Below are 26,639 nucleotides of genomic sequence, written 5' to 3'. Positions count from 1 at the left end.
CATTGCTCCGCAATGCCAGTTCCCCCGAGGGGGGAGCTTTTATACCGCTTTCCCGTCAGATGGCGTAAGACCTCGCCCTTCGGGAGAGGTGGCACGCCGCAGGCATGACGGAGAGGGTCCGCGTCTTACAGCTCGTTCAGTTCGTTCTGCAGTTTTTCCTCTTTGGCGGCGATCTGTGCAGCCATGGCGGTTCGCTCTGCAGCCAGCTTTTCGGCCAGAGCGTCATCGCTCAAAGCCAGAATTTCCGCTGCCAGCCATGCGGCGTTCTTGGCACCGTTCAGGGCCACCGTTGCCACCGGGATACCGCTGGGCATCTGGACCGTGGCAAGCAGTGCATCCAGACCATCCATGGCACCGCCCTTCATGGGAATGCCGATCACCGGCAGGGTGGTGTTGGCCGCAAAGGCACCGGCCAGATGGGCCGCCATGCCTGCCGCACACAGGATCACACCAAAGCCCTTGGCGCGGGCGTTCTTTGCAAACTCTGCCGCCTCGGCAGGAGTGCGGTGCGCCGAAAGGATGTGGGCCTCAAACGGGATCTCCAGCGCCTTGAGCTGAGCGCAGGCTCCCTTCACCACCGGCCAGTCACTGTCTGAACCCATGATCACAGCCACTTTACGAACCATATCCAAACCTCTCTTTCTTGATCCCGACAAACAAAAAAGGCTGTGGTACCCCCGTACCACCGCCTTTATTTCTGCATGCGCTTTTCCCACACGCTGCACAAAGCTGCACGATGCCCCTGACTTGCATGAATGTTGTTCTGACTCATGAGACCGGCCAGCATCTTCATCATTGAAGTTTTCCTCCGCAACTCTTTGTGCCTGCGTTTTTTCAGGGACGGCAAAAGCCCTTCCTGCGGGCCATCCGTCCCTGTACTACATACAGTTTACGGCAAAAGAAACGCTTTGAAAAGGGCGTTTCCATAAATTCTACCTTGTGTTTTCATGCCGCCAAAAAACTTTCAAAAGTTTTGTGCAGTTTCGACATTGTTTTTCTTTCTAAGTATGACTTATAGTTTAGGTATATTTTAGGTAAAGAAGCGCTCCGGCTTTTTGAAGAAAAAGACCGACTTTTAAGCGTTCTCGTCCTCTCAGAAGATGATCTTTGCAGTTGCTGCCCGTGCTGCGCGGATAAGGTCTGCCGGGGCACAGCACACCTGTGTGCCGATGCGGCCACCGGAGACATATACCTTTTGCTGTGTCAGCACGCTCTCGTCAAACACGGTCTTGTACTGTTTTTTCATGCCCACCGGGCTGCAGCCGCCGCGCACATAGCCGGTGACCTTGTTGATATCGGCCACATGGATCATCGCCACGCTCTTTTCGCCCACGCTGCGGGCGGCGGCCTTCAGATCCAGCTCCGCTGCCACCGGAATGACGAAGACGAAATAGTTTTTGCTGGCTCCCTGCGTTACCAGCGTTTTGTACACGCATGCCGGGTCCTCGCCCATGCTGGCTGCCACGGTCACGCCGTCCACAGCCACGCCCTCTTCGTGGGCGTACTCGTGGGCGGTGTAGGGTACCTTTTCACGTTCCAGAATGCGCATGGCATTGGTTTTTGCTTCTTTTCCCATTGTGATATTCCCCTTTATATTTAGCTTGTTCTGTTTTTAAGGATAGCGATATTGGGTCAGCGTCCTCGCCCTCTCCGTCACTGCTGGCACAGTGCTACACTTCCCTTTGGGGGAGCTGCTGAGCACAGGCGAAGCTGAGAGGGCGAGCCCGCTTTCCTTTTCCCGCCCCCATTCTACCACTTTCTCCATAAAATTTCAAAATTTCTCTTGACTTCAGTTTCCTGAAGTGATATCATAGCGTCACACACTTCAGAGCACTGAAGTTTGACAATGCAAGCTGCGGCAAAGGAGCCGGTCTCCCTCGCCGTTCACACGATAAGGCAAAGGAGACAAAAATCATGATCATCGTATTGAAACAGGATGCACCCGAAGTACAGGTACGCGAATTCTGCCACGAACTGCAGGATATGGGCCTGCAGATCAACGACTCCAAGGGCAGTGAGAGCCACATTCTGGGCCTGATCGGCGACACCAAGGCCGTGGCCGAAAGCTGGGTGCTGGCAAACCCGGTGGTGGAGACCTGCCGCCGGGTGACGGAGCCCTACAAAAAGGCCAACCGCAAGTTCCATCCGGATGACAGCGTCATCGATGTGGACGGCGTCAAGATCGGCGGCGGAAACTTTGCGGTCATTGCAGGCCCCTGCAGCATCGAGAGCGAGGAGCAGATCACCTACTGTGCACAGCGGGTCAAGGCCGCCGGTGCTTCCCTGCTGCGCGGCGGCGCGTTCAAGCCCCGCACCTCTCCGTACTCCTTCCAGGGAATGCGCAGCGAGGGTCTGGACCTGCTCAAGCTGGCACGCCGTGCCACCGGCTCCCCCATCGTCACCGAGATCATGAACACCGAGCACCTGCCGCTGTTCGAGAATGTGGACCTCATTCAGGTGGGTGCCCGCAACATGCAGAACTTTGAGCTGCTCAAGGCCGTCGGCCGCCAGAAAAAGCCGGTGCTGCTCAAGCGCGGCCTTGCCAACACGCTGGAAGAGTTCGTGATGAGCGCCGAGTACATCATGGCCGAAGGCAACGAGAACGTTATCCTCTGCGAGCGCGGCATCCGCACCTTTGAGACCAGCATGCGCAACACCCTCGACCTTGCCGGTGTGGTGATGCTGCACAAGATGACCCACCTGCCCGTTGTCGTGGACCCCAGCCACGCCTGCGGCCATGCATGGATGGTGCCGGAGCTGGCAAAGGCTGCCGTCGCCGCCGGTGCCGACGGCCTGATGATCGAGGTGCACAACAACCCCGCCAAGGCCAAGTGCGACGGTGCCCAGAGCCTGACCCCGGATCAGTTCGACGAACTGATGCAGTTCGTGAGCAAAGAGGTGGAGTTCTTCGGCAAGAAGATGAACTGACACGCTGAAAGCCGGTCGGCAGACGAACCACGATTTTCTGAATACAGATCCAAAATGGATGCTTTCCTGCATTGAGCGGGAGGCATCCATTTTTTTCGATAAAAATATTTATAATGTGTAACCGGATCTCCGTACCGTTGCAATCAACTCCCTGTAAAATCCATGTGATTTTACAGAGCGGACCGTACAGATCACTTGCGGGCCCGGACCAGAAGCACATGGAGCTTCCGGCTCAGATCTGCCAGACACCACGCGATCGCCATGCCGCTTGCAATGCCGAGGGCGGCCAGAAAAGTCTGCTCCCCAAAGTGCTCTGCCGCCCGCAGATCGCTGGAGACCACCGCATTCATGCAGTAGTAAAGCGTGCTGCCGGGGATGAGGGGAATGGCCGATGTGATGAAAAACGGCGTGGAAGGCGCATTGCAGCACCGGGCAAGGATCTCGGCATAGAGGGCGGCACAAAAACCGGCCAGCAGATTTGCAAGAAAGACGCTGCTCAGCGCATGATCGGCCAGCAGGTAGGCCAGCCACGCCAGAAACCCGCCCACAGCGGCGGCAGGCAGGTAGCGCCGGTTCAGGTTGAAGATCAGCCCGAAGCCGACAGAGCCCAAAGCTGCGCTGAGCAACTGCGATAAGACCTGCATCATGCGATCCCTCCCATCAGCCAGATGGCCGCCATCATGCCCAGTGCAAGGACTGCGGCCATCAGAATGGCCTCCACCAGCCGCAGAGAGCCGGAAATGATATCGCCAAGCAGGATATCCCGGATGGAATTTGTCAGCATGATGCCGGGGATCAGCAGCATGATGATGCCAATGAGGATCTTGTCTGCGTGGAGCTGCGGCCCGATGCGGCAGAACAGCAGGGTGGAAATGCCGCAGCAAAATGAGGCGATGAACTGAAATTCCACGCCGTTCATGCAGAACGGTGCAAGGCAGCGCTCCATCCAGAAGACCAGCACTGCAATGACGCCGGCCAGCAGGCCGTCCCACAGGCTGCCCCCAAAGAACACGGCAAAGCTGGAAGCGGCCAGCACGCTGCCCGCCAGCCGGAGCCGGGGGTCTGCACGCTTGGCAAGGATGGCGTCCAGCTGCCTTTGAAATTCCTCCACAGAGGGCGGTGCCGCGCAGATCCGGCGACTGAGTGCATTGAGCTCTTCCAGCATGAGCAGATCGTTCCCGGACGCATGGCGCAGACGGCGTGTCTGGGTCTGCGGCGGGAGCTGCGGCATTGTCAGGGTGACAACGATGCTGGATGTGATGACGAACACATTGACCTCCTGCGCGCCGTATGCGGCTGCGATGCGGTTCAAGGTATCTTCTACGCGGAAAACCTCGGCCCCGCTGTTCTGCAGTGCTTCTCCCATTTTGATCAGAATGCAGAGAAAGCGGCTGACTTCTGCTTCTCCCATGAAATATCCCCTTTTCAGCTTTGTCTTTTGCCCCTATTATAATGGTTCTGCGGGATGGAAACAAGGGTGGTAGGGATGCCTGCACGGAAATCCGCTTTTGCAGCCTGAGCCAAATCAAAAGCCTTCCCCTTTCCCGGCGTCTTGACAAGCCCTTTTCTTCTGGTTACAATACGGAAAAGAGTCCGCAGACCGTCTCTTTGCAAATTTCAGCCGCCGGCTCCGGGAAAGGAACTTCGTCATGGAACCAAAAACCAAACAATATCTGCTCGTAACTGTTGTGGGCGTAACGCTTTTTGTTGCTCTGCTGCGGCTTTCCACCGTTCTGGCCTTTGCGGCAGAACTTGTGGATCTGGTCCTGCCCATTCTGGCAGGCGGCATTCTGGCACTTTTTATCAACGTGCCCATGAGTGGGCTGGAAAAGCGGCTGAAACGTCTGTTCCGCAAGGCCAGAAAGCAGCCGTCGGATAAAGCCATCCACCTTATCAGCTTTTCCATCACGCTGCTGGGCGTTGTGCTGGTGCTGGTGCTGGCTCTCACTCTGCTGATCCCGGAGCTTGTGCAGTCCTTCCACAGTCTCTATCTGCAGATCGAGGCAAACATTCCCCGCTGGACCGCCTATCTGAGTGCGCAGAATGCCGACACAGGCTGGCTGATGAGCTGGCTGGAAGGCATCAACTGGGAGCAGCTGCTGCACAAGATCACTGCCGGCATCGATACCGTGCTGATCAATGCGGTAAGCGCCGTATCTGCCACGGTGAACATTGCGGTGACAGCCTCCTTTGCCCTGATCATCTCCATCTATATGTCCCTTGGCTCGGAAAGTCTCTGCCGACACGCCCGCACGCTGGTGTGCGCCTATCTGAAGCCAAACCACGCCGCCGGGCTGCTGAAGTTCTGCAGAGCGTTCCGCCAGTCTTTTGCAAACTTTCTTACCGGACAATGCAGCGAGGCAGTGATCCTCGGCGTCCTCATGACCCTTGCGTTTTCCGTTTTCCGGATCCCCTACGGCAGTCTTGTGGGAATGCTGACCGCCATCTGCGCCATCATCCCCTACGTCGGCGCGCTGATCTCCTGCGTGGTCAGCGTGTTCCTTGTGCTTTTGGTAGACCCTGTGCTGGCGGTGCGCTGCCTCATCGTTTATCTTGCCGTGCAGTTCATTGAAAATCAGTTCATCTATCCCCGCGTGGTGGGCAAGTCCGTGGGGCTTTCTCCCCTTTACACCCTTGTTGCCGCCATGATCGGCGGAAAGCTCTTTGGCATCATCGGCATCATCTTCTTCATCCCCCTGACTGCGGTGATCCTCGAGCTTGTGAAGGAGGACGCCTGCCGCCGCCTGCGTACAAAGGAAGAGCAACAATAAAAAACCAGCGGCCCCGGAAAGCATCTGAAAACGCTTTCCGGGGCCGTTTTATTCTTGTCCGGGGTGTCCCCGGCAGCATTTACTTAAAATATTGGGGGAAGGACTTCCGGATGGTGGCCAGATTTTCGGTGTACCGCTGCATATGCCGGGCGGCAATGGTGCGGGCAGCGGCGGTATCCTTTGCCTCGATGGCCTTCAGCAGGCTGGTGTGGTCATCCAAAATTGCTTTTGCCGGACGGCAGCGGAAGCTGAGCATCGTGGTGCGGTCAAAATGAGGGGCCAGATTTTCCACCAGCTCATACCAGTAAGGGCAGCCGCACAGCTCATACAGCATTTTGTGGAATTCCTTATCCAGTGCAAAGATCTTTTCCTCCTGCGCCCGCTGAATGTACATCTGCCACAGCGCCACATTCTCCCACAGACGGTCGAGCTCCTGTTTGGTCAGCATTTCGCAGGCCATCCCCGCCAGCTCTGTTTCCAGCACTGCCCGGAGATGCCGGACCTCTTCCACCAGCCCGGCGTCGATGAGGGAGACATAGGTGCCGATCTTGGGCCGGATCTCGATCAGCCGCCGCTGCGCCAGCTCCAGCTCTGCTTCCCGAAAGGGGGTGCGGCTGACCCCCAGCTGCTCGCACAGCTCCGGCTCGTTGAGTTTTTCTCCGGGTTCCAGACGGGTGTTGACGATGTTATCGATCAGCACCCGCAGGACAAAATTTTTAGCAGATTCCTGCTCTCTGCGTTCTGAGATGGTGATCATGGAAATGCTCCTTCTATCCGTTTGCGGTCTGCTCAGGGCGTATCTGAAAACAAAGAAAATGGCGAGTATTCCGCAGTCACAGGCGGGCTCCAGGGCTTTTTCCCACAAGATCCTGCTGTGGCTGCAAAAACAGGCTGGCTTTTCGACTTTTCCGCTGCACGCAAGGGGCGCAGCCTGTTCACAGTATAGCACAAACCGCTTCGGCTTGTCCCGTTTTTTTGCAGAAAATGCAGCAAAAAGCAAAGCATACAGGGCGCGATTTTTGCTGCCGGAGCAGATCATGGACTTTTTAAAGCTGGAACAGGTCGATCAGCACGACCACTGCAAGGCCATAATGGACCACAACAGCCGCCCGATCATGGATGGTGGTGCTCAGCGGCCCGGATAAGATGCAGGAAAGATTTCCGCTTTTACCTTGACTTTACCCCTGTTTTCTGCTTTAATGCTTTTGATAAAAGGGAGTAAAGGGCCGTTTTCCGTTTTGTGATCCAGAAAACGGCTGCATGGCAGCGTCATCACGGCAAAATGCCCGATGTCATGTGTTCGCTTGAGACTTTTGTCACAGACAAGGTACTGTGGCAGAGGTCTCTTTTTTCTTGCCGCTGTACCGGAGCACAAGGAGGCAAAGAAAAAGCATGAACTTTCTGAACACATTCGCAAGTCTGTTTTCCAACTTTGGAAACCTGACATGGCAGATGGTGGTGATGTGGGCCATCGGTGCGCTGCTCATTTACCTTGCCATCGCCAAAAAAATGGAGCCGAGCCTGCTTTTACCCATGGGCTTTGGTGCCATTCTGGTCAATCTGCCCCTGTCGGGTGCCATTACGCAGGGCGATACGGTAGGACCAATTTCCGCTCTGTTTGATGCGGGCATGTCCAACGAGCTGTTCCCGCTGCTGCTCTTCATCGGCATTGGTGCCATGATCGATTTTGGCCCGTTGCTGGAAAAGCCGTGGCTGATGCTCTTTGGTGCGGCGGCACAGTTCGGTATCTTTTTCACCTTGTTTCTGGCAGGCTTCTTCTTTGACCTGAAGGATGCCGCCTCCATTGCTGTCATCGGTGCAGCGGACGGCCCCACTGCCATCTTTGTGGCAAACACCCTCAACTCCCAGTATCTCGGTGCCATCATGGTGGCAGCCTACAGCTACATGGCCCTGGTGCCCATCGTGCAGCCGCCCGTTATCCGGCTGCTGACCACCAAAAAGGAGCGCCTCATCCGGATGCCTTATGAAAAAGGCAGCGTTACCCAGCTGACCAAGATCCTGTTCCCCATCGTCGTGACCATCATTGCGGGCATAGTCGCCCCTGCCAGTGTGGCACTGGTGGGCTTTTTGATGTTCGGCAACCTGCTGCGGGAGTGCGGCGTGTTGAACGTGCTCAGCGAGACCGCACAGAATGTGCTGGCAAACCTGATCACCATCGTGCTGGGCCTGACCGTTGCCGGGCAGATGACCGCAGACAAGTTCGTCCGGCCCGACACGCTGCTGATCCTTGCACTGGGTCTGGTGGCCTTCGTCTTTGATACCGCAGGCGGCGTGCTGTTTGCAAAGCTGCTGAATCTTTTCCTGCCCGAAGGCAAAAAGCTGAACCCGATGATCGGTGCCGCCGGCATCTCGGCTTTCCCCATGAGCGGCCGCGTCGTCAACAAGATGGGTCTGGAAGAGGACAGCCAGAATTTCCTGCTGATGTATTCCATCAGCGTCAATGTTTCGGGGCAGATCGCATCCGTCATTGCAGGCGGTCTCATCTTGACCCTGATGACTTAACGGAGGTGTACTTATGCTTCATCTTTCTTCGTGGATGGTCACACTGCCGATGATGCTCATTGGGATGGTCGGCATCATCCTCGTCATCGGCATCATCGTTCTGTCCGTGATGCTGCTGAATCGGCTTACCAGCCGGAAATGATCTTTCCTTTTGACTGAACAGAAAAAGTCCGGGCCTGTTTCCGCTCAGAGAAAGGCCCGGGCTTTTCGTTTGCTTTGGTTTGTGGTATACTATAGTGTATTTTGAAATCACCCTTTAAAAAGAGGTATCATTATGAAAGCACATATCGCACGCAACCAGAACGCCGGTGTGCCGCTGGCGCTGGGCTGGAATCTTTCCAATGCCGACCGCGGCAAGCTGGAGGGCATGGCCCCCGCCTTTGGCATGAAGCTGCTGCCCGTGTCCCCTGCGGATGCCGGCAAGACCGTCGCCCAGCTGCTGGGCGAGGTGGAGACCAGAACCGCCCGCACGCTGGTGCTGGAACCGGGTGCCTATCCCCCGGCACTGGTGCTGGCAAACTTCAAGGATAAGGATGTGGACACCCTGCTGGACCTGATGAAGCAGGCACAGGTGAACATCCCGCTCAAGGCCGTGGTCACTCCCTCCAACCGCAGCTGGGTGTTCGGCGACCTGCTGGCCCACCTGCAGGAGGAGCACGCAGCCGTTACCGCCGCAAAGGAGAACCAGACCCTATGAAGACCCGTGCAAACCGTTTGGTCAGCATGCTGCTGGCCGGTGCGCTCTGCCTGAGCCTGCTGGCCGCTTGTGCCCCCAAAAAGAAGGAGCTGACCCGCTACTCCACCATTTTTTACGATGTGTTCGACACCGTAACGCAGGTGATCGCCTATTGTGAGAGCGAAGAGGTGTTCAAGACCCAGATGGACGCGCTGCACGCAGACCTTGTCACCTACAATCAGCTGTACGACATCTACAACGATTACCCCGGCGTGACCAACGTGAAGACCATCAACGACAACGCCGGCAAGGCCCCCGTGGAGGTGGATGACCGCATCCTTTCCATGCTGGAGCTGGCCGACCAGATGTACGCCACCACCAACGGCAAGCTGAACATCGCCATGGGCAGCGTGCTGAACATCTGGCACAACTACCGCGAAGCGGCCGAGGCCACCGAGACCGATGCGGACAACAAGCTGCCCGGCATGGACGAGCTGGAAGCTGCCGCCCAGCACTGCGACATCAACAATGTCATCATCGACGAGGACGCCAAGACCGTCTATCTGGCCGACCCGGACATGCGGCTGGACGTGGGCAGCGTGGGCAAGGGCTATGCCGTGGAAATGGCATGTCAGGCAGCCGAGGCCCGCGGCCTGACCAGCGCTCTGGTGAGTGTGGGCGGCAATCTGCGTGCCATCGGCACAAAGCCGGACGGCAGCCAGTGGACCGGCGGTGTGGAAAACCCGTGGAACGCTTCCGACCTGTACACCGCCAGTTCCATGCTGAGCGGTGCCATCAACATGAGCGATATGGCCCTTGTGACCAGCGGCGACTACCAGCGCTACTTTGTGGTGGACGGCAAGCGCTATCACCACCTGATCGACCCGGACACCCTGTTCCCTTCCACCTACTTCAATGGTGTGACCGTGCTGTGCAGTGACTCCGGTCTGGCCGACTGCCTGACCACCGGCCTGTTCTGCCAGCCGCTGGAGGACGGGCTGAAGATCGTGGAAAGTCTGGACGGCGTGGAAGCCATGTGGTGCACACCGGATCAGCAGATCATTACCTCCTCCGGCTGGGATGCCCATTTGAAAAACTAAAAGCATTTCGACAAAAAGAAAAGCACTGCAATGCAGTGCTTTCTTTTTGCTTCAAAATTCGGTCGGCGCGTAATAGCTGGGAATGGACGCCGTTTTCTGGGCGCTTGCCTGCTGGCGCAGCGCCGAGCGGGTCACCTCTGCCCAGGAATACTGGGTCATATACTCGCCCCGGTAGGAATTGATGGCCGAGCGGTCCCCCTTCAGGAAGTTGTAGTAATCGCAGTCCACCTTGCCCGTATCGATGGCCAGTGTGCTGCGGCCGCGGATGAGCAGGCCGGTAACGCCTGCATCTTCCAGCGCATGGCTCAGGTCAAAGATCAGGTTGCGCAGATGGCTGTGCAGGGATGCGGTATCGGGCTTGTCCTCCCACAGCACCGCCAGCATTTCACCGTTGGTACAGGTGGCACCGTTGCGGTCCACCAGATAGGCCAGCAGCTCTTTGCTCTTGCTGCGCTTGAAGGCCAGTGTGCGCCCATTGACGAAGATCTCAAAATTGCCGAAGCATTGGATCTTGACGCCTGCCGGGCCATCCTCCGGCGGGTAGCGCAGATGCTTCAGCACATTCTTGACATCATCCTCGTTTGCGGGCTTGAGCAGAAAGCCGCTGACGAAGATCTGCAGCGCTTCCAGCGCATATTCCGGATGCTCTGTCACCACAATGATGTTGCAGCGCGGCTGCAGCTTCTGGATCATGCGCGCCAAACCAAGCCCGTTCATGCCGGGCATTTCCAGATTCAGGAAGGCAGCATCCATAGGCCCCTGACGCATCCATGTCAGAGCGTCTTCGGTGGTCATGGCGCTGATATAATCACAGTCGGGTGCAACACGGCACAGGATGCGGACCAGCGAGTTGATCGCAAGCTGTCCGTCATCGACGACCAATATCTTCATTTAATAACACACCCCCGCAAGCTTACGTTCAAAACGCTCCCCCTTGTTCAGTTTAACACGTCACCCGCTGATTCGCAAGTTATTTTTGCACAAAAAAACGGAAACCTTATCTTAATTACGAAAAAGCACCTCTTCCGTGCAGTTTGTCCGCAAAACCACTGACCGAAAGAGGTGTCTGAGCCGGATCTTATTTCCCGCAGCTCAGGCAGTTATACAAGATATTCCGTGCCGTCCAACCCTGTCAATTTTTGTGCCGTGGTTTCTCCCACATGGCTGCACAGCTGCTCATAGGTCTGCCGCATCCGGGTCGGGCGGGAGGTGCAGTTGTGTGCATCGGAAGAGACCGTGTCCACCAGCCCCGCCTTGACCCAGTGCTCCAGCCGCATCCGCTGCCAGAAGCCGCTGTCCAGCACAGCCGAGCAGTTGATCTGACAGCGCAGCCGGTACTGCTCATGCAGGCGGGCCAGCAAGCCGTGCTGCACAAGGCAGGGATACCGCTCAATGTGGGCCACCAGAATGCGGTAGCCCGCACCCGTGATCTCCTGCAGAGCCGTTTCCAGCTCCTTTGCCGTTATGTTCGGCACAAACTCCAGCAGCACCCAGCCGGTATCTCCCAAGGTCAGCAGCTGGTGCTGGACTGCCGCATATCCCGCCGCAGGGGTATACAGCAGCTCAGCGCCGTGCTCCAGCTTCAGGTCGTAGCCTTTTTGTGTGCAGTATGCGCGGGCCAGAGCCAGATGCCGGTCATAGACTTCCTGCGGGAAGCGTTCCATGCCCGGCGTACTGTGCGAGGTAGCAAACAGGTGCCGCACACCGTCTGCTGCCGCTGCATCCAGCATGGCATACATTTCTTCTCTGGTCTGCGCACCATCGTCCACGCCGTAGACGAAGTGCGCATGATAATCCGTAAAGCCGCTCATTTCTTTTCCGCTTCGTGGCTCCGCTTATAATACTTTTTGTAATAGCCGTACTTCCCATACTTTGAGTAGGATTTGTAGTACTTGCGGCCCATATAGTTGTCGTAGTCCACCTGATTGAGCACCGTGCCCAGAATGGGGCAGCCGGTCTGCTCGATCTGCTGCTTCACGTCCAGCAGCTCCTGACGGCTCACATCGTTGTAGTTCACTGCGATCAGGGTACCGTCACATGCCTTGGCGATCTCTGCCGCATCGATGACCACGCCCACCGGGGGTGCGTCCACAATGACGTAATCTGCCATTCTGGCCAGCATATCCAGCAGTTCGGCAAAATGGCTGTTGGTCAGCAGCGCCAGCGGGTTGGGCACATCGCGGCCCACCGGCACCATGATCGCGTTGGGGATGTCAGTCTGGTAGATGACCTCATCCATGCCCACCATACCGGCCAGAAAATGGGAGAGGCCTTTGCCGTCGCTGCGGCCATCCTCATATTTCAGGCCGTAGTCACTGTTGATCGTGCTGCGGCGCAGGTCTGCGTCCACCAGCGCTACCTTGAGGCCGCGCTGTGCCAGCGTGCGCATCAGGTTCATGGACAGATAGCTCTTGCCCTCTGTAGCATGGCAGCTGGTGATCATAATCTTTTTGACACTCGCACCTGCAAAGGAGAGGTTGGTGCTCAGGGTATTAAAGGCTTCATTTCCCGCATAATCCAGAGCCGGAAATTTTGTGATCTTCAGCTGTTTCATGCTTTCCTCCCGGAGCTGCCGCCCACACGGCGGCGGATATCATCGGCAAATCGCTTGGTGCGGCGCTTGAACTCGCTTTTCTCTTTCGGCTGTTCGCCGGCGTCGGCCAGCGGGATCGATGCCAGCACGACCATGCCGGTATACTTGCGGATATCATCAGCAGACTTGTAGGTATCATCCAGCATGGTCCGCAGCACCACCACGGCGCAGGCCAGCACAAAGCCCACTACAAAGCCCATCAGGATGTTCTTGGCCTTGTTGGGGCTGAACGGATTCTCCGGCACGCGCGCAGAAGACATCAGGGTGGGCTCGTCCGTCTTCATCTTTTCCGAGATGTACTTTGCGCCCACATCCGCATACTCGTTTGCGATCGCTGCCGCTTCTTCCGGGTCCGGGTTCGTGACCGTGATATCCAGCATACGGGTGTCGCTGGTGTTGGTGACAGACAGCATACTGGCCATATTGGTGTAGGTATAATTCAGGTTCAGGTTGCTGATGACCTTTTCGTGGACTTCCCACATTTCAAAGACCTTGATGTAATCGCTGGTCAGCTCACTGCCGACCTGCAGGTCGGAGAAGTTCAGCACCGAATCATTGCGGCTGACCACATAGATGGTAGCCGTTGCCTTGTACATCGGCGTTACCAGAAAAAACGTATAAAGCGCCATCAGTACGGCACCCACCACAGCCGTGGCTGCAATGAGCGTCCAGTGGGCCAGCAGACCCATGAACAGTTCCAGCAGATCAATGGTGTCTTCTCCCTGTTCCTGCTGTACCGCTAAAGCTGTGCGCTCCTTCACAAAAGTATCTTGCTGCACGATTTCACTCCTTACTTATATAATACTGCATAATACTGCCGCCCATGCGGCCCGGGCGTTGTGCCCTTTCCTCTATTTTTCTAAATCCTATACGCCAAAAATGCGGCGTCCCCTGTTTCATCAGGGAGCACCGCAAATGATGCAGTCTGCTAATTACTTTGCGGTAGCAACAGAAGCAGTTGCCTTGCCAGCCTGAATGTTTGCCATGGTCACGCTATCCAGCACAACCTTGACAGCACGCCGGGTCACAGGTTTACCATTGACGGTGGAAGTCTGCTCAACAACGGTACCAACCACAGGCAGAGTCACAACGTTGCCATTCGCAGTGACGACCTTGACCGTAACGACAACCTGAGTGCCTGCCTTGGGCAGAGCTGCAAAGTGAAGGTAAGCGGTAACATCACCCATGCTAGCCACATAACCGGTGACCATCAGCTCCTTGATCTCGCTGATGGTCACATTGCTGCCCAGAATGCGGGTAATTTCAGAATAGGCATCTGCACCCAGATAAGCCCGCACGCTGCCTGCTGCCTTCAGAGCTTCCTCTTCCGCGGCAGAAACAGTGGTGGTCTTTAACTCGATGTTCAGGCCCTCAAAAGAAGAACCGGTGGCCTCAAAGGTAATCTTGCCGGCATCCTTATCTGCGCTGGTCGGGCTTGCAGGAGCAGTCTCTGCTGCAAAAGCAGTGGCTGCAACCATACTTACGGCCAGAACCACAGAAACTGCAACACCAACGACCTTTTTCATTCTCATATGACTCTTCCTTTCAAACTTTCACACTCTTTCCCCGAGAGTACCTCTATCTAAATGTGCAACACACACATTTATTCAACCTGTTCATAGAAAAGCTGCAATACAGCCTGCTGCAGGCTTGCAGCATCCGGATAGAACTCCATAAAGCCATCGGCACCGATCTCATGGGTGCCTTCCGGCTTGATTGTATCCATCCGCTCATAATCCTTTGCCGCCCACACTTCATTTGCCAGCTGGCCGCGCGGGATGTTCGTATAGAGATACGGTTCCATTGCGTCGTAAGCCGTGAGCACAAAGTTCTGGTTCTGCTTTACTTCAGCATCCAGCTGTGTGGCAAGCTTCTGGATATACTGTTCCTGCCGGGCCATGCGGGCCTCATTGGTGCCAACGCCGATGCTGCGGCGGGTACGGACAAAGGTCTCTGCCTGGTCTCCATGCAGCGTCAGGGTCGTGCCCTTGGTCATAGCCGGATCGATGGCGGAGAAATCATCCTCCAGCGTAACGGTAATGCCGCCCGCCAAGTCATTCAGTGTTGAAATGCCATCCAGACCCATGGAAAGGTACTGATCGACCGTCTGTCCGCCCAGCAGATTTTCCACAGCTTCCACTGTGACCTCGCAGCTGGTCTGGCGTCCATCGCCAAAGCCATAGCCCACACAGATCTGCTGCTCCACCGGCTCATACCGATCCCCCATAACGCCCAGCACTGTCACCGGCGTGATCGTGTCACGGTCGATCTGCAACTGCTGCACCGTCTTGTTGTTACTGTCCAGCACGATCAACCGGAGGAAATCCGCCTGACCGGCCTGCCGGTATGCATAGGACTCCTGCGTTTCATGATCCACGCCCATTACAAGAATGGTCGTAAGCCCGTCACGCTTTTTGTAGGTATGGCCGTTCAGTTCCACGGTCTCCTGCTCTGCCTGCGGCAGCTCCGTCCGGGTCTCCGGTTTCCGGCTGCGCTTTTCCAGCCAGCTGCCGCCTGCAAAAAGCAGCAAAGCCGCCAGCACCAGTACAGCCAGCGCCGCAGCAGCAGCGCGATATTGTTTTTTTGTGTTCAAAAAGGTATGCTTCCCCTCTTTCCCTCGGAATATGATCCTGCCGGAAAATATTCCATGGCCTATTATAGCGTCACAACCGTGCAACTGTCAATGCATTTTTCGTTATTTTAGCTGTTATATCAGTTTTTTTCACCCTTATTTTTCTTTGAAATCAAGAAGGAAACCCGGCAGAGCTGCACTTTAAAAGAATGCAGAAACGCGCTATACTAAAAGCAAAAACAGTTAGTGGAGGAATGCTTTATGAATCCGACTCTGCGAAGGGATGCAGATGCCATCATCCGCTCCAGCCTGAACGCCGTTCTGCCGGACGAAGCCGTGCGCCGTGCGTTGAACGCCTTTGCGCCGAGGGGCGGCAGAGTGCTGCTGGTGGCAGCGGGCAAGGCGGCCTGGCAGATGGCACACGCTGCGGTGGAAGCACTGGGCCGTGTGGACGGCGGTGTGGTGGTGACCAAATACGGCCACGTAAAGGGTGAGATCCCGGGCGTGACCTGCTGTGAAGCAGGCCATCCGGTCCCGGACGAGAACAGCTTTGCTGCCACCGAAAAGGCGCTGGCCCTTGTGCAGGGCCTGACGGCAGAGGATACTGTGCTGTTCCTGCTCTCCGGCGGCGGCAGCGCATTGTTCGAGCGGCCGCTGCTGCCCGGGGAAGAGCTGCAGGACATCACAAGCCAGCTTCTCGCCAGCGGGGCCGATATCGTGGAAATGAACACCATCCGCAAGCGGCTTTCCGCTGTCAAGGGCGGACGGTTTGCGCAGGCCTGTGCCCCGGCAGAGGTGTTCAGCATCGTACTCAGCGACATTCTCGGCGACCCGCTGGACATGATTGCCAGCGGCCCGGCGGTGCCGGACACCTCCACCTGCGCACAGGCCCTTGCCATTGCGGAAAAGTACCACTTAAACCTGTCGGAACAGGCAAAGACGCTGCTGCAGCAGGAAACGCCCAAAGCGCTGGACAACGTGACCACCCGGATCACCGGCAGCGTGCGGGAACTGTGCACCGCTGCGGCCAATGCCTGCCGGGAATTGGGCTATGAGCCCATCCTGCTGACCGATCAACTTTGCTGTGAGGCCCGGGAAGCGGGCAGCTTTCTTGGCTCCATCGTCCGCACCCACACGGGGCACGGGAAAAAGCTGGCCTATATCGCAGGCGGCGAGACGGTCGTCCACCTGACCGGCAGGGGCCTCGGCGGGCGGAATCAGGAGCTGGCGCTTGCGGCAGCTCCCGCCATTGCAGGGCGGAACGCGGCAGTGTTCTCGGTGGGCAGTGACGGCACCGATGGCCCCACTGATGCCGCAGGCGGCTATGTGGACGGCGAGACCCTTGCTGCGCTGACTGCAAAAGGCTGGAACGTGTTTGACACCCTGCAGCACAACGATGCCTACCACGCCCTCCGGGCTGTGGAGGGGCTCATCATGACCGGAGCCACCGGCACGAACGTCAACGATGTGGCCGTGGCATTGCTCCGGGACTGAGAAGCCGGTTTTATAAACATTGTACCCCGCCTGAAGGGATTTTGGCCTCCGGGGCTTGACAAAGAAAGTTCAAAGTGATATGATTTTGATATCATAAAGAAACGTTTTCAAGCCCTGATAAGAAGGAGACCATTATGGAAGAGAAAATTCTGCAGACCAAAAAGAACGGCATGGTCATGCTGCTGCTCACCCTGCTGGGCTATGTGGTGTTCACGGCACTGTTCGTGTACAGCCTGATCCTGCTGGACACCAGCCTGTTCCCGGGCATTCTGCTCATGGCGCTGTCCATCCTGTACTGGGTGGCGGGCATTTTCCTGTTCTGCGGCCTGAAGGTGCTCAAGCCGCAGGAGGCACTGGTGCTCACCCTCTTCGGCGACTACATCGGCACCTTAAAGGGGCAGGGCTTTTACTGGGTGAATCCGTTCTGTACCGCAGTCAACCCTGCGGCGGGCACAAAGCTCAGCCAGAGCGGTGACGTGAACAGCGGCGAAACCGGCATGGCGGCCCTGCTCAAGGCAGGTAACAGCAGTGCCCAGACCGCAGAATCTACCAGCAAGAAGATCTCGCTCAAAATGATGACCCTCAACAACTCCCGCCAGAAGATCAACGACTGTCTGGGCAACCCGGTGGAGATCGGCATTGCGGTCATCTGGCGGGTCACCGACACCGCAAAGGCCGTGTTCAATGTGGACAACTATAAGGAATACCTCTCCCTGCAGTGCGACAGCGCCCTGCGCAACGTGGTGCGCGTTTACCCTTATGATGTAGCCCCCAATGTGGACACCACCGGCGACGGCGTGGCCGATGAGGGCAGTCTGCGCGGTTCCTCGGAGGTGGTAGCCGCCCGCATCCGGGACGAGATCCAGAAGAATGTTGAGCAGGCCGGCATCGAAGTGGTGGAGGCCCGCATCACCTATCTGGCCTATGCGCCGGAGATCGCAGCCGTGATGCTGCAGCGCCAGCAGGCAAGCGCCATCATCGACGCCCGCAAGATGATCGTGGACGGTGCCGTGGGCATGGTGGAAATGGCCCTGGATCGCCTGAGCGAAAACAAGGTGGTGGAGCTGGACGACGAACGCAAGGCGGCGATGGTCTCCAATCTGCTGGTGGTGCTGTGCGGCAACCGTGACGCACAGCCCATTGTGAACAGCGGCAGCCTGTACTGATGGCAGAGCCCAAAAAGCAGGTGCCCCTGCGCCTGAACGCGAAGCTCTACGACGCCCTTGCCGCCTGGGCAGAGGATGACTTCCGCTCGGTGAACGGACAGATCGAGTATCTGCTCACCGAGTGCGTGCGTCAGCGCAAAAAGAACGGGAAGTACGTCTCGGATCAGATCGACGTCCCGCCCGAACTCGACATCAAATGATGTAATAATCTGGCCCGATGGGCCGCTGCAAATTGCTCTATCCAAAAAATGAGACAGGCTTCCCCGAAAACAAGGGGCTGCCTGTCTCATTTTTGCTGTAAGTGATCGTGAGCGAAAACCATCAATGCTCTGCCCAGTCGCTGCTGCGGCCCACGGCCTTGTGCCAGCCGGCCAGCAGGCGGGTGCGTTCGGCCTCGTCCATCTGCGGGGCAAAGGTCATGTTGCAGTGCCACAGGCTGCGGATCTCATCCCGGTCCTTCCATACGCCGGTGGCAAGGCCCGCCAGATAGGCTGCGCCCAGAGCGGTCGTCTCCCGGATGGCCGGGCGCAGCACGGTCTTGTTCAGGATGTCGGCTTGGAACTGCATCAGGAACTGGTCACGGGAGGCACCGCCGTCCACCTTCAGCGAGGTGATGGGCACGCCGATGTCTTTTTCCATAGCCGCCACAAGATCGGCGCTCTGGTAGGCGATGGACTCCTCCGCCGCGCGGATGATATGGTTTTGGGTGGTTCCGCGGGTGATGCCCACAATGGCACCGCGGGCGTACATATCCCAGTACGGTGCACCCAGACCGGTAAAGGCGGGCACGATGTAAACGCCGCCGTTGTCCGGCACCTTCTGGGCGTAGTATTCCGCGTCGCGGCTTTCCTGGATCATGCGCAGACCGTCGCGCACCCATTGGATTACAGCACCGCCCACAAAGACGCTGCCCTCCAGCGCATACTCCACCCTGCCGTTCAGGCTGATGGCAATGGTAGAGATCAGGCCGTTCCGGCTGCGGCAGATGGTGTCGCCGGTGTTCATCAGCAAAAAGCAGCCGGTGCCGTAGGTGTTCTTGGCCTCCCCCTTGCCAAAGCAGCTCTGCCCGAACAGCGCAGCCTGCTGGTCACCGGCAATGCCGGCCACCGGGATCTGCACACCGCACAGGTCGGTGGTGCCGTAGACCTCGCTGGAATCGGTGACGCGGGGCAGAATGCAGCGCGGAATATCCAGCGCTTTGAGCAGAGTGTCGTCCCAGTCCAGCGTGCGGATGTTATACAGCATGGTGCGGCTGGCGTTGGTGCGGTCGGTGACGTGCACTCTGCCGCCGGTCAGCTTCCAGACCAGCCATGTGTCCACGGTGCCGAACAGGATCTCCCCTGCCTCGGCCCGCTCCCGCGCACCGGGCACATTGTCCAGGATCCACTTGATCTTCGTTGCGGAGAAATAGGCGTCGGGCATCAGGCCGGTGTTCTCCCGGATGTAGTCTGCCATGCCGGGCTGCTGCAGCAGTTCATCCACCAGCGGTGCCGTGCGGCGGCACTGCCAGACGATGGCGTTATAGATGGGGCGGCCGGTGGCCTTTTCCCACAGGATGGTGGTCTCCCGCTGGTTGGTGATGCCAATGGCGGCGATGTCATGGACATCGACGCCGCTCTGGGCCACCACCTCGTTCATGACTCCATACTGGGTGGACCAGATCTCCATAGGGTTGTGCTCCACCCAGCCCTGCTGCGGATAGATCTGCTCAAACTCGCGCTGCTGCACCGCAATGATGTTCTGCTCATTGTCGAACAGGATGGCACGGCTGCTGGTGGTTCCCTGATCCAGCGCCAGAACATATTTTGTACTCATGCTTTTGCTACCTCCGTATCGTTTCAGGAGTGTGTATTACAGATTTCGCGTCGCCACAATGTCCACGCCGGTGCCGCACACGTCGGCCAGCACCACCTGCCCGGTGCGGACGGGTGCGTGCAGAGTGACGCGGTCCAGTGCAGCCATGACCTCGGTCATCTTCTCTTTGGGCACAGCCTGCGCAGTCTTTACCGGGCAGCGCGGATACAGCCCGCCCTCCACCCGCACGGTGCTGGTGAGGATGCGGGTGGGGTGGGTCAGTTCTTCCCTGCCGTAGGCGGCACCGTTGGGGCAGGCGTTTCCCGTTACATTATAATCATTTTCCGGGTCCACCTGCAAGTGGCAGCCGCAGGGACAGCAGATGCAAATAACTTCTTTGATACGGCTCATTCTGCAATAACCTCCTCTACCGCGACGGTCAGAGGGCCGTCCGCTTTTTCCAGCAGGACTTTTGGCAGGGCGATGTGCTCCATCTCACCGGGTGCCATGCGCTGGCGCTTGAACCGGGCCAACTGCCTGCCGCCGCAGGCCACTGTGATCTGGCTGGGGCCGTAGTTCTGCCGCACGCGGAAGGAGACATTCACGCTCCTGTCCACATCGGCGGGGCGCACCCGCTGCGGCACGGTGTAGCCCACGCCATTGCCCGGGACAAGGTCAAGTACAACCGTATCGGAGGCTTCGCCCTTCAAAACATAGGCCGCCGCAGAAGCACCGGCAAGGTCGCTTTCGCCCGAAACGAAGTCCACCAGATCATGCACGTGCACCACATTGCCGCAGGCGAACACACCGGGGATGCCGGTCTCCATATTCTCGTAGACCACAGCGCCCTTGGTGTGGGGGTCCATGGGGATCCCGGCCTGCCGGGTCAGCTCATTTTCCGGGATCAGGCCAACGCTGAGCAGGATGGTATCCACATCAAATTCCATTTCGGTGCCCGGGATGGGGCGGCGGTTCTCGTCCACCTTGGCAACGATGGCCTTTTCTACGCGGGCCTTGCCCTGAATATCCACGATGGTATGGGACAGATACAGAGGGATGTCGAAGTCCTGCAGGCACTGCACGATGTTGCGGGTCAGGCCGCCGGAATACGGCATGACCTCCACGCAGGCCAGCACTTTGGCCCCTTCCAGCGTCATGCGGCGGGCCATGATCAGGCCGATGTCGCCGCTGCCGAGGATGAGCACCCGCTTGCCTACCAGATAGCCCTCCATGTTGACATAGCGCTGGGCAGCACCGGCGGTGTAGATGCCGGCGGGGCGGGTGCCCGGGATGCCGATGGCACCGCGGGTGCGCTCCCGGCAGCCCATGCAGAGGATGATGCTTCTGGCTTCCAAAATCTGATAACCCTTTTCTCGGCTGACACAGTGGATCTTTTTGTCCGGGGTGACCTCCAGCACCATGGTGCCCAGCTCCACCCGCACGCCGGTGGATTGCAGCAGTTCAATGCAGCGTCCGGCATACTCCGGGCCGGTGAGCTGCTCTCCAAAGCGGTGCAGGCCAAAGCCATTGTGGATGCACTGGTTCAGGATGCCGCCCAGTTCGTTGTCCCGCTCCAAAATCAGAATATCGCGCAGGCCGTGCTGCCATGCGCTGTAAGCTGCGGCAAGGCCTGCCGGGCCGCCGCCGACGATGACCAGATCAATCATGGTGATTTTCCTCCTGCTTGGTTTCGCACAGTAAGACGTTGGTACCGGCTTTATCCTGCAGCACGTCCAGCGGGCTGATGCCCAGCGTTTTGCTGATCAGCTCCAGCACCCGCGGCCCGCAGAAGCCGCCCTGACAGCGGCCCATACCGGCACCGCAGCGGCGCTTGACGCCGTCGATGGTGGTGGCGGGGATCTCTTCCCGCAGGGCGTTCAGGATCTCCCCCTCGGTGATCGTCTCGCAGCGGCAGACCACGCGGCCGTATGCGGGATCTTCCGCAATGAGCCGGGCCTTTTCTTCCGGCGAGCACTCCTTAAAGCGCACTCTGGTGCGGCCGTCCCTGTAGTCTGTCTTGGCGGCGGGCAGGTCGCCGTGGGCCTTCAGGATCTTGGTAACTTCCTTTGCGACAGCCGGGGCGCTGGACAGGCCGGGCGATTTCATACCCGCCAGATCAATGAAGCCGGGCGCGCCTTCCGCTTCGCCGATAACGAAGTCGCCCGTGTCCACATTGGCGCGGACGCCCGCAAAGTTGCGGATGGACTCCCCGAACCGGATGCTCGGCACGCTGCGGCGGGCTGCGGCGCTGACAAAAGCCAGACCGGCAGCGGTGCAGGCGGTGTTGTCGCCCTCTACCCGAACGGCGTCCGGGCCAACGAGCAGGTTGCCGTGGACGGTGGGCGCGACCAGAACGCCCTTGCCGTTTTCGTTGGGGCACTGGAAGATGACGTGGTGCACACGGCTGCCCTCGGATTTGTCCAGCAGGTAGTATTCGCCGCGGGTGGGCTGGATGGTAAATTTGTGGGGCGCAGCCATATCGTGCACGGCCTGTGCCGAGATGCCTGCCGCATTGATGATGTAGCGGGTCTCCACGATGCCATCGGGCGTTGTCAGTGCCCATCCGTCGGCAGTCTTTTCAATGTGGGTCACAGGGCAGCTGCGGTGCAGCTCCACGCCGTTGCGCACGGCTACTTCTGCCATGGCCAGTGCAAAGTCCCACGGGCTGACGATGGCGGCGCTGGGCGCATACAGCGCGCTAACCACATTGGGGGCCAGATTCGGCTCCATGGCAAGCGTTTCCTCTGCGGAAAGCAGCCGGATACCCGGCACGCCGTTGGCGATGCCGTTCTCATACAGTTTCTGCAGGTGGGGCAGCTCCTCCGGGCTGAGGGCCAGCACCAGACTGCCGCACTGACGGTACGGCACATCCAGACGGGCACAGATCTCCTTGGCCAGTGCAGAGCCCTCCACGTTGAGCCGTGCCATCTGGGTGCCCGGCTCGGGATCGTATCCGGCGTGCAGAATAGCACTGTTGGCCTTGGTCGTGCAGTCTGCCACATCGTTTTCCGCCTCAAAGACCGCGGTCTGCAGCCGGTAGTGTGACAGCTCGTAGGCACTTGCTGCGCCGATGACGCCGCAGCCGATGATCGCTACATCCAGCATAAATACCTCCTGATCGCTCTGTTTTCCGAACAGAAGAAAAAGAGCAGAGCAAACAAAAGGGTTTTCGGTTTCCCTCTTGTTTGTTCTGCTCGATTCTCTGAACAAACTTTTATTATCTTTATAATAACGCAGTCCGCACAAGATGTCAAGGCATTTGTTCAAAAATAATAGTTATATCAGACGAAAGCGCTTGATCTGCAGGCTGCGGCACCACGCAGCGTGTCACAGCCATTTCTTGCTTTTATAATACCATGAACAAGGTTCCTGCAGCAATGAGCGCACAGCCGATCAGACTTTTTGCCGTGAACGGCTCATGCAGGATGAAAAATGCCAGTGCCAGCGTGATGACCACGCTCAGTTTATCGACAGGAACCACCTTGGACGCTGCACCGATCTGCAGAGCGTGATAGTAGCACAGCCAGCTTGCACCCGTGGCAAGGCCGGATAGGATCAGGAACAGCCAGCTTTTGTGAGAAATATCCCCGATGCCGGTCTGTGTTCCCGTCAGAAACACCATGCCCCAGCTCATCAGGAGCACAACTGCAGTGCGAATGGCCGTGGCAAGCGTGGAATTTACTCCGTCAATGCCGATCTTCGCAAGAATAGAAGTCAATGCGGCAAATACCGCTGACCCCAACGCAAAAACAAACCACATACTGCTTCCTCCTGTTTTTCTCAACTCTACCACCATTTCAGGCCTATTTCAAGTAAAGGTGTTTGGGATAGCGGCGCGGGAGCATTCCGTTCAGCGGCCTTTCGGCGGGGCGTTTTCGTCCGGGGCGCTGCCGCTGCCGGAGTTCAGGATCGCCACGAACTGCTGCAGCTGCTTGAGGGAGCTGACACCCAGTTTGTCGTAGATGTTCTTGTTGTGGAAGCGCAGGGTGCTGTCCTTGATATCCAGCTGCTGCGCGATCTCCCGGGTGCGCAGCCCGGCGGCGTAGCCGTCAAAGATGCGGCGTTCGGTCTTGGTCAGGGTGGGGATGCCCGCCACAAAGGTCTGGAAGGCATCGGGCACCGACTCGTTGCGGCACACGTCCGCCAGCCGGGACAGCTCGGTCTGCATCTGCTGACGTTCCAGCTGCAGCTCGTCCATCCGCCGCCGGGACTCCCGCCGGTCCTCCTCGAACTGCCGGAACGCAGGCGAGAGGATGCGCCGGTGGAAGTTCATGCAGCAGAACACCACGAAAAAGGCGATGAACAGGCCGATGAGCAGCATCTGCAGATTGCCGGAAAAGACCAGTCTCCGGTAGTCTGCCATGGGGATGCACACCGCCAGCCGGTAGGACTGGCTCTCGCTCAGGCGGCACAGCTGGGAGATGCCCGCATAGGCGTTGTCGGGGCCGGTCAACTGGGTCAGCCCGCCGCCCATGCTGCGCAGCATCAGCGTGTCCCGGGGGGCATGGTAGTAGCCGCCGGTGGTGCCGCTGCTGAGGGCGGCATCGGCGGCAAGGCCGTCCCCCGCCGGGGCAAGCAGGCAGCTCAGCCGGTCAAAGCCGGTGGGCTGGGCAAAGTTCTGCTTGAAGTAGCTCTCGCTGATTTCAAAGCCGCACAGCCCGTACATCGTGCCGTCCCGCCCCCGCAGGGGCAGCAAAAACAGCTGCACCTCCTCCGAGGTGCCGGGCAGCTCGAACCGCTCGGTCAGCGTATAGGACTGGTACAGCGGGGCGCTGCCGGGGGTCATCCAGCGGTCGTAGTCCGGGAACTGGTCGGTCTGGAACTCCATGCGCCACTTGCGGTGGGGCATCACGCTGTGGGCCTTGCCCACCTGTGCACTGCCCCGGTACAGCAGCAGGGGCACGGTGGGGGTGTCGGCACCGCTTTTCTGCACATACAGCCCGGCGCGGGAATGCTCTGCTCCCTCCATGCGGGTGTTGACGGTGGCATCCAGCAGCACAAAGGCGCCGGAACAGCCGGTCTGGCGCAGACGGCGGCACAGCGGCTCGATCATTTCCTCCTCCAGCGCGTTCAGCACCTCGGGGGAGTCGTTCAGCTGGGCAAAGGACATCTGCCGCAGGGCAAGCTCCTTGTCCACCTCTGCGCTCATGTCCTCGGACAGGTTCACGCCCATGACCGCCAGCTGTTCAAAATAGCGCTCCATATCATTCTGAAACACCGAAAACTGGATCTGCAGACTGCGGCTGATGTCCTTTTTGGTGTTGTGCAGGCTGGCAAACAGGAACAGCGCCGCACCAAAGGTCAACACCAGCAGCACCACCAGCAGCAGGCAGGCCCACAGCAGCCGGCTGCTCATGGGGCTTTGGCGGATCTTTTCACGGTGCCGGTCAACAAAGTGCATCAAAGTCCCTCCTTTCCGGCTGAGCGGCAGGCTCAGGCATTGTCACACAGCAGCTGCCATGTCTCTTCGGTAAGGGCTTCCAGCGTTTCGCCGTCCGCAAGGCGCTGGGGATAGTCCTTCTGGCGCTGGCGCAGGCTGTCGTACAAGGTTTTGGCCTTGGCGTGGTACCCCACGATGCCCGGTTCGGACAGGGGGGTGTTCTGGATGCGCATTTCGTTGTAGACGTCGTACAGCCGCTGATAGCTCTGCTGCTCAAAGGGATAGTCCGCAATGGCGTCAAAGGCGGCGCTGGACACCGGCATGTAGCCGGTATCGGCGGCAAATTCCAGATTGCGCTGCTGTTCGGTGAGCCAGCGCAGGAACACCGCGGCGGCTTCGGCCTTCTGGTCGGTGGTCTTGAAGGCGCACAGGCCCACACCGGCCTGCGGCATCAGGGGCGTGGCGGTGCCTGCGGCGTGAGGCAAAGGAGCCAGCAGCAGGTCGGTGGGCTCGGTGGTGTTGTCCGGGTAGGTGACGAAATCATTGTAATAAAGGATGGCCGCAGAGCTGCCAAGGCCCGCCAGCGTCTCGCCGGTCATCACCTGCGTGTTGGAGTACAGGTCCGAGATCAGAATATCGCCCTGCACCAGCGCCCGGGCAAACTCCATCCACGAAGCGCGGAAGGTCTCGTTGGTCAGATCGTACCAGCTGCCCTTGTACAGCTCGCCGCTGCCCTGCTCCAGCGCGTTCAGCTCCACCAGACGCAGGGGGTAGTCCAGCGCGCAGAAGGGCTTGCCCTGCGACCACTGCCGGTAGGCACCCGCCATTTCAAAAAAGCCGTCCCATGTGGCAAGGGTGGAAAGCTGCGCCCCGGTGTCCGCCGCAAACCGGGCGTACTGGGAGCCGTTCAAAAAGATGAGCTGGGTGGATTTGGACACCGGGAACACCACCTGCTTCCCGTCAATGATGCCGTCCTGCACAAAGCCGGGCACATAGGCCGCCATGTCCTCGGCGGTGAACCAGTCGTTCCAGTCCACAAGGTTCTCAATGCCCAGAGCGCTGGCGTCCGCGGGGTGGGCCGAGAACAGGTCCGGCAGATCCAGCGCGCCGGGCTTGCCGGCCTTGGCATCCTGCAGCTGGCCGCCGATGGCGGCGCTGTTGGTCATGTTGGTCACGTTGAGCAGGATGCCCTTCTCCCTGCCCACCGTGTCGTTGAACTCGGTCAGCAGGCGGTTCATGGGCGAGTCGGCCTGTTCGCCGTACACATGCCAGATGCTGAGCATGGTGGGGTCCTTGGGAGAAAGCAGGGTCTTGCTGCCGCCGCAGCCCGCAAGAGCCAGACCGGGGACGAGCGCCGCAATCTTTAAAAATGTCCTTCGTTCCATTTTTCATGACTCCTTTCCGCAATTGCAGCCAGAGGGGGAAAACCGGCACAGGCAGGGCTGCAGCTGCCTGTTTTTTGGGGGGAACTGCCCCAAAATCCCCCCAATTTTGGGCTTTTTGGGGGGATTTTTTGAGGGGGAAGCACCAAAACCCCAAAAATTTTTTTGGAATTGCCCCCCAAAAACGGCTTTTCTGAGGGGGCAATTTTTTCCCGGGTATGGTACAGTACAACCAGAAAAAGTCCTGCGCCGGTGCAGAA

General features: G+C 58.4%; 28 protein-coding genes. 10 read left to right on the top strand and 18 right to left on the bottom strand.

The window, feature by feature from the left end; genetic code table 11:
- Window positions 1-125: 125 nt before the first annotated feature.
- Both purE and ybaK read right to left on the bottom strand, forming a co-directional pair.
- Window positions 126-626 carry a 5-(carboxyamino)imidazole ribonucleotide mutase gene (gene purE, locus MTP37_RS03880; RefSeq protein WP_249238284.1) on the bottom strand — a complete coding sequence of 167 codons (501 nt, stop codon included), beginning with the start codon at window positions 624-626 and terminating at the stop codon, window positions 126-128.
- Between the two features lie 467 nt (window positions 627-1,093).
- Complete coding sequence (gene ybaK / locus MTP37_RS03875) at window positions 1,094-1,576, bottom strand: Cys-tRNA(Pro) deacylase (RefSeq protein ID WP_249238283.1); 483 nt, start codon at window positions 1,574-1,576, stop codon at window positions 1,094-1,096.
- A gap of 338 nt (window positions 1,577-1,914) precedes the next feature.
- On the opposite strand from ybaK, the gene aroF reads away from it, so the two are divergent.
- A complete protein-coding gene (aroF, locus tag MTP37_RS03870; RefSeq protein WP_249238282.1) occupies window positions 1,915-2,928 on the top strand; it encodes a 3-deoxy-7-phosphoheptulonate synthase in 1,014 nt (337 codons plus the stop codon).
- 191 nt (window positions 2,929-3,119) lie between these two features.
- On the opposite strand, the gene MTP37_RS03865 is transcribed toward aroF, so the two are convergent.
- Entirely contained in the window at window positions 3,120-3,575 is a 456-nt protein-coding gene (locus MTP37_RS03865; RefSeq protein WP_249238281.1) for a threonine/serine exporter family protein, read from the bottom strand.
- Window positions 3,572-4,339, bottom strand: coding sequence for a threonine/serine exporter family protein (locus MTP37_RS03860; protein WP_249238280.1), 768 nt, complete (start codon window positions 4,337-4,339; stop codon window positions 3,572-3,574). Before MTP37_RS03860 ends, MTP37_RS03865 begins: the two co-directional genes overlap by 4 nt.
- Window positions 4,340-4,577: 238 nt before the next feature.
- Between MTP37_RS03860 and MTP37_RS03855 the strand changes: the two genes are divergently transcribed.
- Window positions 4,578-5,699: an AI-2E family transporter gene (locus tag MTP37_RS03855; protein ID WP_249238279.1), complete on the top strand. Its 1,122-nt coding sequence runs from the start codon at window positions 4,578-4,580 to the stop codon at window positions 5,697-5,699.
- Between the two features lie 79 nt (window positions 5,700-5,778).
- Here MTP37_RS03855 and MTP37_RS03850 read toward each other — a convergent pair whose 3' ends face one another.
- A complete protein-coding gene (locus MTP37_RS03850; protein ID WP_249238278.1) occupies window positions 5,779-6,456 on the bottom strand; it encodes a GntR family transcriptional regulator in 678 nt (225 codons plus the stop codon).
- Between MTP37_RS03850 and MTP37_RS03845 the strand changes: the two genes are divergently transcribed.
- From MTP37_RS03845 to MTP37_RS03825, 5 genes are all read left to right on the top strand, one after another.
- Window positions 6,455-6,844, top strand: coding sequence for a hypothetical protein (locus MTP37_RS03845; RefSeq protein ID WP_249238277.1), 390 nt, complete (start codon window positions 6,455-6,457; stop codon window positions 6,842-6,844). The genes MTP37_RS03850 and MTP37_RS03845 overlap by 2 nt on opposite strands.
- Before the next feature lie 247 nt (window positions 6,845-7,091).
- Window positions 7,092-8,222, top strand: a complete 1,131-nt coding sequence (locus tag MTP37_RS03840; protein ID WP_249238276.1) for a sodium ion-translocating decarboxylase subunit beta — start codon at window positions 7,092-7,094, stop codon at window positions 8,220-8,222.
- Between the two features lie 13 nt (window positions 8,223-8,235).
- Window positions 8,236-8,364, top strand: coding sequence for an oxaloacetate decarboxylase (locus MTP37_RS03835; RefSeq protein WP_249238275.1), 129 nt, complete (start codon window positions 8,236-8,238; stop codon window positions 8,362-8,364).
- Between the two features lie 132 nt (window positions 8,365-8,496).
- The gene (locus MTP37_RS03830) at window positions 8,497-8,919 is read left to right on the top strand and encodes a DUF3783 domain-containing protein (protein ID WP_249238274.1); all 423 of its coding nucleotides are present in this window, start codon (window positions 8,497-8,499) and stop codon (window positions 8,917-8,919) included.
- A complete protein-coding gene (locus tag MTP37_RS03825) occupies window positions 8,916-9,998 on the top strand; it encodes an FAD:protein FMN transferase (protein WP_249238273.1) in 1,083 nt (360 codons plus the stop codon). Before MTP37_RS03830 ends, MTP37_RS03825 begins: the two co-directional genes overlap by 4 nt.
- 51 nt (window positions 9,999-10,049) lie before the next feature.
- Here MTP37_RS03825 and MTP37_RS03820 read toward each other — a convergent pair whose 3' ends face one another.
- The 6 genes from MTP37_RS03820 to MTP37_RS03795 form a co-directional block, all read right to left on the bottom strand.
- Window positions 10,050-10,889: a response regulator gene (locus MTP37_RS03820; RefSeq protein WP_249238272.1), complete on the bottom strand. Its 840-nt coding sequence runs from the start codon at window positions 10,887-10,889 to the stop codon at window positions 10,050-10,052.
- Between the two features lie 209 nt (window positions 10,890-11,098).
- Window positions 11,099-11,809, bottom strand: a complete 711-nt coding sequence (locus tag MTP37_RS03815) for a CpsB/CapC family capsule biosynthesis tyrosine phosphatase (protein WP_249238271.1) — start codon at window positions 11,807-11,809, stop codon at window positions 11,099-11,101.
- Window positions 11,806-12,552, bottom strand: a complete 747-nt coding sequence (locus MTP37_RS03810) for a CpsD/CapB family tyrosine-protein kinase (protein ID WP_249238270.1) — start codon at window positions 12,550-12,552, stop codon at window positions 11,806-11,808. Before MTP37_RS03810 ends, MTP37_RS03815 begins: the two co-directional genes overlap by 4 nt.
- Window positions 12,549-13,370 carry a YveK family protein gene (locus MTP37_RS03805; protein ID WP_249238269.1) on the bottom strand — a complete coding sequence of 274 codons (822 nt, stop codon included), beginning with the start codon at window positions 13,368-13,370 and terminating at the stop codon, window positions 12,549-12,551. The genes MTP37_RS03810 and MTP37_RS03805 overlap by 4 nt, the downstream gene beginning before the upstream one ends.
- Window positions 13,371-13,523: 153 nt before the next feature.
- Window positions 13,524-14,123, bottom strand: coding sequence for a hypothetical protein (locus tag MTP37_RS03800; RefSeq protein WP_249238268.1), 600 nt, complete (start codon window positions 14,121-14,123; stop codon window positions 13,524-13,526).
- 71 nt (window positions 14,124-14,194) lie between these two features.
- Window positions 14,195-15,184 carry an LCP family protein gene (locus MTP37_RS03795; RefSeq protein WP_249238267.1) on the bottom strand — a complete coding sequence of 330 codons (990 nt, stop codon included), beginning with the start codon at window positions 15,182-15,184 and terminating at the stop codon, window positions 14,195-14,197.
- 240 nt (window positions 15,185-15,424) lie between these two features.
- Here MTP37_RS03795 and MTP37_RS03790 point away from each other — a divergent pair, with 240 nt between their 5' ends.
- The 3 genes from MTP37_RS03790 to MTP37_RS03780 all read left to right on the top strand — a co-directional run bounded on the left by MTP37_RS03790 (window position 15,425) and on the right by MTP37_RS03780 (window position 18,023).
- On the top strand, window positions 15,425-16,657 hold the full coding sequence (locus tag MTP37_RS03790; RefSeq protein ID WP_249238266.1) for a glycerate kinase type-2 family protein: 1,233 nt from the start codon (window positions 15,425-15,427) through the stop codon (window positions 16,655-16,657).
- Between the two features lie 134 nt (window positions 16,658-16,791).
- Complete coding sequence (locus MTP37_RS03785; RefSeq protein ID WP_249238265.1) at window positions 16,792-17,823, top strand: SPFH domain-containing protein; 1,032 nt, start codon at window positions 16,792-16,794, stop codon at window positions 17,821-17,823.
- A complete protein-coding gene (locus tag MTP37_RS03780; RefSeq protein WP_005940562.1) occupies window positions 17,823-18,023 on the top strand; it encodes a type II toxin-antitoxin system antitoxin in 201 nt (66 codons plus the stop codon). Before MTP37_RS03785 ends, MTP37_RS03780 begins: the two co-directional genes overlap by 1 nt.
- 121 nt (window positions 18,024-18,144) lie before the next feature.
- Here the strand turns inward: MTP37_RS03780 and glpK are convergent, their stop codons facing one another.
- The 7 genes from glpK to MTP37_RS03745 all read right to left on the bottom strand — a co-directional run bounded on the left by glpK (window position 18,145) and on the right by MTP37_RS03745 (window position 26,382).
- On the bottom strand, window positions 18,145-19,638 hold the full coding sequence (gene glpK / locus MTP37_RS03775) for a glycerol kinase GlpK (protein ID WP_249238264.1): 1,494 nt from the start codon (window positions 19,636-19,638) through the stop codon (window positions 18,145-18,147).
- A 36-nt stretch (window positions 19,639-19,674) separates the two neighbouring features.
- A complete protein-coding gene (locus MTP37_RS03770) occupies window positions 19,675-20,028 on the bottom strand; it encodes a DUF1667 domain-containing protein (protein WP_249238263.1) in 354 nt (117 codons plus the stop codon).
- Window positions 20,025-21,284, bottom strand: a complete 1,260-nt coding sequence (locus tag MTP37_RS03765; RefSeq protein ID WP_249238262.1) for an NAD(P)/FAD-dependent oxidoreductase — start codon at window positions 21,282-21,284, stop codon at window positions 20,025-20,027. Before MTP37_RS03765 ends, MTP37_RS03770 begins: the two co-directional genes overlap by 4 nt.
- Window positions 21,277-22,722 (bottom strand): NAD(P)/FAD-dependent oxidoreductase, encoded by a 1,446-nt coding sequence (locus MTP37_RS03760; protein ID WP_249238261.1) that lies wholly within the window; start codon window positions 22,720-22,722, stop codon window positions 21,277-21,279. Before MTP37_RS03760 ends, MTP37_RS03765 begins: the two co-directional genes overlap by 8 nt.
- 241 nt (window positions 22,723-22,963) lie before the next feature.
- Window positions 22,964-23,377 carry an EamA family transporter gene (locus MTP37_RS03755; RefSeq protein WP_249238260.1) on the bottom strand — a complete coding sequence of 138 codons (414 nt, stop codon included), beginning with the start codon at window positions 23,375-23,377 and terminating at the stop codon, window positions 22,964-22,966.
- Window positions 23,378-23,467: 90 nt separating this feature from the next.
- Window positions 23,468-25,018, bottom strand: coding sequence for a helix-turn-helix transcriptional regulator (locus MTP37_RS03750; protein ID WP_249238259.1), 1,551 nt, complete (start codon window positions 25,016-25,018; stop codon window positions 23,468-23,470).
- Window positions 25,019-25,050: 32 nt separating this feature from the next.
- Window positions 25,051-26,382, bottom strand: coding sequence for an ABC transporter substrate-binding protein (locus tag MTP37_RS03745; RefSeq protein WP_249238258.1), 1,332 nt, complete (start codon window positions 26,380-26,382; stop codon window positions 25,051-25,053).
- Window positions 26,383-26,639 lie beyond the last annotated feature (257 nt).

The sequence above is a fragment of the Faecalibacterium sp. HTF-F genome (genome assembly GCF_023347535.1).
GTDB classification, from domain to species: domain Bacteria; phylum Bacillota; class Clostridia; order Oscillospirales; family Ruminococcaceae; genus Faecalibacterium; species Faecalibacterium wellingii.
This window is presented reverse-complemented; position numbering and strand designations above follow the sequence as displayed.

What these genes read in the sequence shown, in the direction of transcription:
- ybaK (WP_249238283.1), bottom strand. Translation starts at nt 1,576, where the DNA reads ATGGGAAAAGAAGCAAAAACCAATGCCATGCGCATTCTGGAACGTGAA.
- MTP37_RS03760 (WP_249238261.1), bottom strand. Translation starts at nt 22,722, where the DNA reads ATGCTGGATGTAGCGATCATCGGCTGCGGCGTCATCGGCGCAGCAAGT.
- MTP37_RS03745 (WP_249238258.1), bottom strand. Translation starts at nt 26,382, where the DNA reads ATGGAACGAAGGACATTTTTAAAGATTGCGGCGCTCGTCCCCGGTCTG.
- MTP37_RS03810 (WP_249238270.1), bottom strand. Translation starts at nt 12,552, where the DNA reads ATGAAACAGCTGAAGATCACAAAATTTCCGGCTCTGGATTATGCGGGA.
- MTP37_RS03825 (WP_249238273.1), top strand. Translation starts at nt 8,916, where the DNA reads ATGAAGACCCGTGCAAACCGTTTGGTCAGCATGCTGCTGGCCGGTGCG.
- MTP37_RS03780 (WP_005940562.1), top strand. Translation starts at nt 17,823, where the DNA reads ATGGCAGAGCCCAAAAAGCAGGTGCCCCTGCGCCTGAACGCGAAGCTC.
- aroF (WP_249238282.1), top strand. Translation starts at nt 1,915, where the DNA reads ATGATCATCGTATTGAAACAGGATGCACCCGAAGTACAGGTACGCGAA.
- MTP37_RS03865 (WP_249238281.1), bottom strand. Translation starts at nt 3,575, where the DNA reads ATGATGCAGGTCTTATCGCAGTTGCTCAGCGCAGCTTTGGGCTCTGTC.
- MTP37_RS03820 (WP_249238272.1), bottom strand. Translation starts at nt 10,889, where the DNA reads ATGAAGATATTGGTCGTCGATGACGGACAGCTTGCGATCAACTCGCTG.
- MTP37_RS03785 (WP_249238265.1), top strand. Translation starts at nt 16,792, where the DNA reads ATGGAAGAGAAAATTCTGCAGACCAAAAAGAACGGCATGGTCATGCTG.
- MTP37_RS03765 (WP_249238262.1), bottom strand. Translation starts at nt 21,284, where the DNA reads ATGATTGATCTGGTCATCGTCGGCGGCGGCCCGGCAGGCCTTGCCGCA.
- MTP37_RS03815 (WP_249238271.1), bottom strand. Translation starts at nt 11,809, where the DNA reads ATGAGCGGCTTTACGGATTATCATGCGCACTTCGTCTACGGCGTGGAC.
- MTP37_RS03860 (WP_249238280.1), bottom strand. Translation starts at nt 4,339, where the DNA reads ATGGGAGAAGCAGAAGTCAGCCGCTTTCTCTGCATTCTGATCAAAATG.
- MTP37_RS03845 (WP_249238277.1), top strand. Translation starts at nt 6,455, where the DNA reads ATGGAAATGCTCCTTCTATCCGTTTGCGGTCTGCTCAGGGCGTATCTG.
- MTP37_RS03850 (WP_249238278.1), bottom strand. Translation starts at nt 6,456, where the DNA reads ATGATCACCATCTCAGAACGCAGAGAGCAGGAATCTGCTAAAAATTTT.
- MTP37_RS03790 (WP_249238266.1), top strand. Translation starts at nt 15,425, where the DNA reads ATGAATCCGACTCTGCGAAGGGATGCAGATGCCATCATCCGCTCCAGC.
- MTP37_RS03840 (WP_249238276.1), top strand. Translation starts at nt 7,092, where the DNA reads ATGAACTTTCTGAACACATTCGCAAGTCTGTTTTCCAACTTTGGAAAC.
- MTP37_RS03830 (WP_249238274.1), top strand. Translation starts at nt 8,497, where the DNA reads ATGAAAGCACATATCGCACGCAACCAGAACGCCGGTGTGCCGCTGGCG.
- MTP37_RS03770 (WP_249238263.1), bottom strand. Translation starts at nt 20,028, where the DNA reads ATGAGCCGTATCAAAGAAGTTATTTGCATCTGCTGTCCCTGCGGCTGC.
- purE (WP_249238284.1), bottom strand. Translation starts at nt 626, where the DNA reads ATGGTTCGTAAAGTGGCTGTGATCATGGGTTCAGACAGTGACTGGCCG.
- MTP37_RS03835 (WP_249238275.1), top strand. Translation starts at nt 8,236, where the DNA reads ATGCTTCATCTTTCTTCGTGGATGGTCACACTGCCGATGATGCTCATT.
- glpK (WP_249238264.1), bottom strand. Translation starts at nt 19,638, where the DNA reads ATGAGTACAAAATATGTTCTGGCGCTGGATCAGGGAACCACCAGCAGC.
- MTP37_RS03755 (WP_249238260.1), bottom strand. Translation starts at nt 23,377, where the DNA reads ATGTGGTTTGTTTTTGCGTTGGGGTCAGCGGTATTTGCCGCATTGACT.
- MTP37_RS03800 (WP_249238268.1), bottom strand. Translation starts at nt 14,123, where the DNA reads ATGAGAATGAAAAAGGTCGTTGGTGTTGCAGTTTCTGTGGTTCTGGCC.
- MTP37_RS03855 (WP_249238279.1), top strand. Translation starts at nt 4,578, where the DNA reads ATGGAACCAAAAACCAAACAATATCTGCTCGTAACTGTTGTGGGCGTA.
- MTP37_RS03750 (WP_249238259.1), bottom strand. Translation starts at nt 25,018, where the DNA reads ATGCACTTTGTTGACCGGCACCGTGAAAAGATCCGCCAAAGCCCCATG.